This window comes from Candidatus Acidiferrales bacterium (assembly GCA_036514995.1).
Lineage (GTDB): Bacteria > Acidobacteriota > Terriglobia > Acidiferrales > DATBWB01 > DATBWB01.
Window position 1 is genome coordinate 1 of record DATBWB010000146.1, and the last position, 3,770, is coordinate 3,770.

The following is a 3,770-nucleotide window of genomic DNA, read 5'->3' on the forward strand; positions in this document are numbered from 1 at the left end:
GCGCCCCTATGCCACTCTCCTTCTTCCGCCGCTCGCATGGGTTTTGCTCTTCTTGATCCTTCCCTACGGCTTGTTGTTTGCCTGCAGCTTCTGGAAGCTCACGCCGGCCCAGACGATCGCGCCGGATTGGAATCTCCAGAACTACCTGCATCTGTTTCGCAATGCCGTCTATCTGCGGACGCTCGGCCGTTCGGCGGCGATTGCCGCTGCCGTTACGCTGCTCTCTTTGCTCCTTGCCTTTCCGGTGGCTTACTGGCTTGCCTTCCAGGTGAAGCGGCACAAGAAACTGTGGTACATGCTGGCCATTATTCCGCTCTGGATCAGCTACCTGGTGCGAGCTTACGCCTGGAAGACCATCCTGGGCACCGGCGGCGTGCTGAATGCCTTCCTGGTGGGAATCGGGGTGACCGACCAGCCCATCGCGATGTTTCTCTACAGCCCGGTCGCCGTGATCATCACCCTGACGCACATCTATACGCCGTTTGTCCTCATGCCCGTCTATGCGATGCTGGAACAAATCCCGCCGGCGTTGCTCGAAGCGGCTGAAGACCTCGGCGCCGGGCCGTGGCGAACGTTCACCCGTCTCGTCCTGCCGCTGTCCATGCCCGGGGTGGTGGCTGGCTGCACGTTTGCCTTCGTTCTGAGCCTGGGAGATTTCCTTTCGCCGTTGCTGGTGGGTGGACCGACGGGAATCATGATTTCCAATATCGTGGTGAGTTTGTTCGGCGCGGCTTACAACTGGCCGCTCGGCGCCGCCATTTCGCTGGTGATGTTGCTGCTGGTGCTGGCGATCATCACGCTCGCCAACCGGCTGGAAGCCCGGACGAAATACGTATAGTCGAGGGCTTCCCGCCTTGCGCCCTGAGGGACGAATGACCCGGGGAAGAGTAGGTCGGAAGGTTTGGGCCGCAGGCATCACGGCCGGCGCTGCGGCGGTCTTTGCCTTCCTCTATCTTCCCATCGCGGTCATCGTGGTCTTTTCGTTCAACCGCTTTTCCACCAGCCTTCCCTTACGGGGGCTTACCCTGGACTGGTACCGGCTGCTGTTCCAGGACCGGCCGTTGATCGAATCGCTGCTGCACAGCTTCCTGGTTGCCGGTTGCGCGGTGGTCATCGCCGTTGTCATCGGCATACCAGCCGCCCTGGCGGTGGACCGGCTGAAATTCCCCGGAAAAGAGCTGTTTGAGCGAGTGGTTCTGCTGCCGCTGATTCTCCCGGGTATCATCACCGGGGTTTCGCTTTTGAATTTTTTTGTCGCTGGCGGGATTCGACTTTCCCTGACCACGGTCATCCTGGGCCATGGCACGGCGCTCATCTCGGTTGTGGTGACTCAGGTTTACGCTCGCTTGAAGCGGATGGATCGCTCACAGGAAGAGGCAGCCATGGACCTGGGTGCGCCGCCCTGGCGCACCTTCTGGCATGTCACATTTCCCAACATACGCACGGCGGTGCTGGGCGCCGCTTTGCTGGTGTTTACTCTTTCCATGGACGAGATCGCCGTTACCTTCTTTCTCATCGGCCGCGAGAACACCTTGCCGCTGGCGGTCTGGTCCATGCTGCGCCAAGGCATCACACCGGAAGTGAACGCCATTTCCACGATCATCTTTCTGATGTCCGCCGTGGCCATTTTGCTTGGATATCGCCTGATGCAGAAGGAGACGTAAAGGTCCTCTGGCGCAGGCCGGCGCTGTCCGGCCGGATCCTCTCGAGCTCAGAGGCTTGCCCCGACCGGTCGGGGCTGGCAGCCCGGGTATGCCCCTGAGGCGGATGAGCGGGTCGCCTGCGCGGGAATGTGACGGAGGAGGATGATGACAGAAATCACCCGGCGCTCTTTTATCAAGACAGTCATCGTGGGCAGCACGACTTTTTCTGTATGTCCGTTCGAATCCTGGGCAGAGACAAAGCAGCGGCCCAAACTCGCCAGTGAACGGAGCGATATTTGCCACCAGGTGCGAGATGAACGCGCGCCCCTGCCGGCCAAGGTGGCGCGCGCCTATGAGGTCGTCATCGTAGGCGGGGGCCCGAGCGGGCTTGCTGCGGCCTATGCCCTGCGTGACGTGAATTTCCTTTTGCTGGAAAAGGAACCTCGCACCGGCGGCAACTGCACCCGGGAAGCCCGGGAAGGCGTTTCCTTTTCGACCGGAGCCGCCTTCACGGAAAAACCTGCGGGCTTAGCGGGGAAGTACTCCTCGGAACTGGAGCTTCCGCTGGCGCCGATTGCCGATCATGATGCCGCCATCATCAACGGAAAAGTAGTCCTCGATTTCTGGGGGGCAGGCCTGGAGCGCCTGCCCTATCCGCCATCGGTGCAGCAAAGCTTCCGATTGTTTCTGAACGAGATGCGGAAGATTGATTTGCGACGGAACAAGGCCAAGCTTGATGCCTTCAGCTTTGCCGAGCTGCTCAAGCCCTACGCACCCGAGGTCAAACAATTCTGGGATGCCTTTGGCCCCTCCAACTGGGGCGGCGATGCCGAAAATACCTCCGCCTACGTGGGCGTGGAGGCAACGCAACCGGCGTTTGAAGAAGATCGCTACAGCTTTCCCGGCGGCCTGGGAGCAGCCACAGAAATTGCCGAAGCCCGCGTCGAGCTGGCCGGGAAAGGCCGCATCCAGCGCAACGCCACCGTCTATCGCATCGAACCGAGGCGAACTCACGTCGAGGTCTCTTACCTCGAAAACAATCGCTCGCCGATGACGGTAGCTGGCAAAGTGGTGATCGTCGCGTTGCCGAAATTTTTTGCCAGGCACATTGTCATCGATCTCCCGGAAGCGCAAAAGAAGGCGATGGCGGAGATTCGCTACGCCCCCTACCTGGTGATCAATCTGTGCTTGCGCAAGACACCCTACCAGGCCGCCTACGACACCTGGGTGCCGGGAAAAACATTCTGTGATTTCATCGTCGCCGATTGGGTCATCTATCGCGGCAAAGGCGATCCCAACCGCCGCACCGCCTTTACCGTCTATGTTCCCTTGGCGGAGAAACAACGGGGCGTAATCCTGGACGACGCCGGCACGCTCGCGATTGCCGACAAAGTAGTGGACGAGTTCGAGGAGATTTTTCCCGGGATCACGCGTGACATGGAAGAAGTGCGCATCTATCGCCGCGGCCATCCCCTTTTTGTTTCAGCGCCCAGGGTGCACACGCAGATTCAGCCGAAGGCAGCCGCGCCTTTTGGCCGCATCCTGTTCGCCAACACGGACAGCGTCGCGACGGTATCGAGTTTTGCATCCGCTTCCGCAGTTGGATTGGAGCGCGCGAGAGAGGCGAAAAACATTCTGGCCCGTGGTCTGCGCCGGAGCCGCCAGCTTGTCCCGGCAAGGGAGTAGCTCCGCCGGCCGCGATTGATAAGCCGGGCGGTTCGCGGCGGGCCTAAGCGAGGCGATACCCTTTCGGGTTCCGGTCGCGGAGCAGATCGTTCATGGGTGTGAGGCGCTTGCTGCGGGCTTCGCCGGGATCAATCTTCACCACCGCCAATTTTTCTTCTCGGGAAGAAAGCCGGACCAGGATTTCGCCTCGCGTCCCGGTGATTTGACTCATCCCGCGAAAGGTCAAGGAAAATCCGCCGCGAGATTCCCGGCCGGTGCGGTCGCAGGTGGCAATGAAGATGTGGTTCTCAAGCGAGCGCGTGCGCATGGCGTCAAAACAATAGGGCAAGACCAAATCGGACGGATGGGCAATGAGGTCGGCGCCGGCCAGCGCCAGGCTCCGCGCCACCTCCGGAAAGATCCAGTCGAAACAAACCATCATTCCCACACGCGCCCCGTCCC

At 60.6% G+C, this 3,770-nt stretch carries 4 protein-coding genes; 3 read left to right on the forward strand and 1 reads right to left on the reverse strand.

The genetic code is table 11. The annotated features are described in order from the left end of the window. The 3 genes from VIH17_09990 to VIH17_10000 form a co-directional block, all read left to right on the forward strand. Positions 1-838: ABC transporter permease (locus tag VIH17_09990; protein ID HEY4683564.1), on the forward strand; the 838-nt coding region annotated here is incomplete at its 5' end. A gap of 34 nt (positions 839-872) precedes the next feature. Then, positions 873-1,664 (forward strand): ABC transporter permease, encoded by a 792-nt coding sequence (locus tag VIH17_09995; protein ID HEY4683565.1) that lies wholly within the window; start codon positions 873-875, stop codon positions 1,662-1,664. 141 nt (positions 1,665-1,805) lie between these two features. Continuing rightward, the gene (locus tag VIH17_10000; protein HEY4683566.1) at positions 1,806-3,329 is read left to right on the forward strand and encodes an FAD-dependent oxidoreductase; all 1,524 of its coding nucleotides are present in this window, start codon (positions 1,806-1,808) and stop codon (positions 3,327-3,329) included. A 43-nt stretch (positions 3,330-3,372) separates the two neighbouring features. Here VIH17_10000 and VIH17_10005 read toward each other — a convergent pair. Further along, a partial coding sequence (locus VIH17_10005) for a nitrilase-related carbon-nitrogen hydrolase (GenBank protein ID HEY4683567.1) occupies positions 3,373-3,770 on the reverse strand: 398 nt, incomplete at its 5' end.

Excerpts from the sequence above, each read along its gene's own strand:
- VIH17_09995 (HEY4683565.1), top strand. The coding sequence starts at position 873 with ATGACCCGGGGAAGAGTAGGTCGGAAGGTTTGGGCCGCAGGCATCACG.
- VIH17_10000 (HEY4683566.1), top strand. The coding sequence starts at position 1,806 with ATGATGACAGAAATCACCCGGCGCTCTTTTATCAAGACAGTCATCGTG.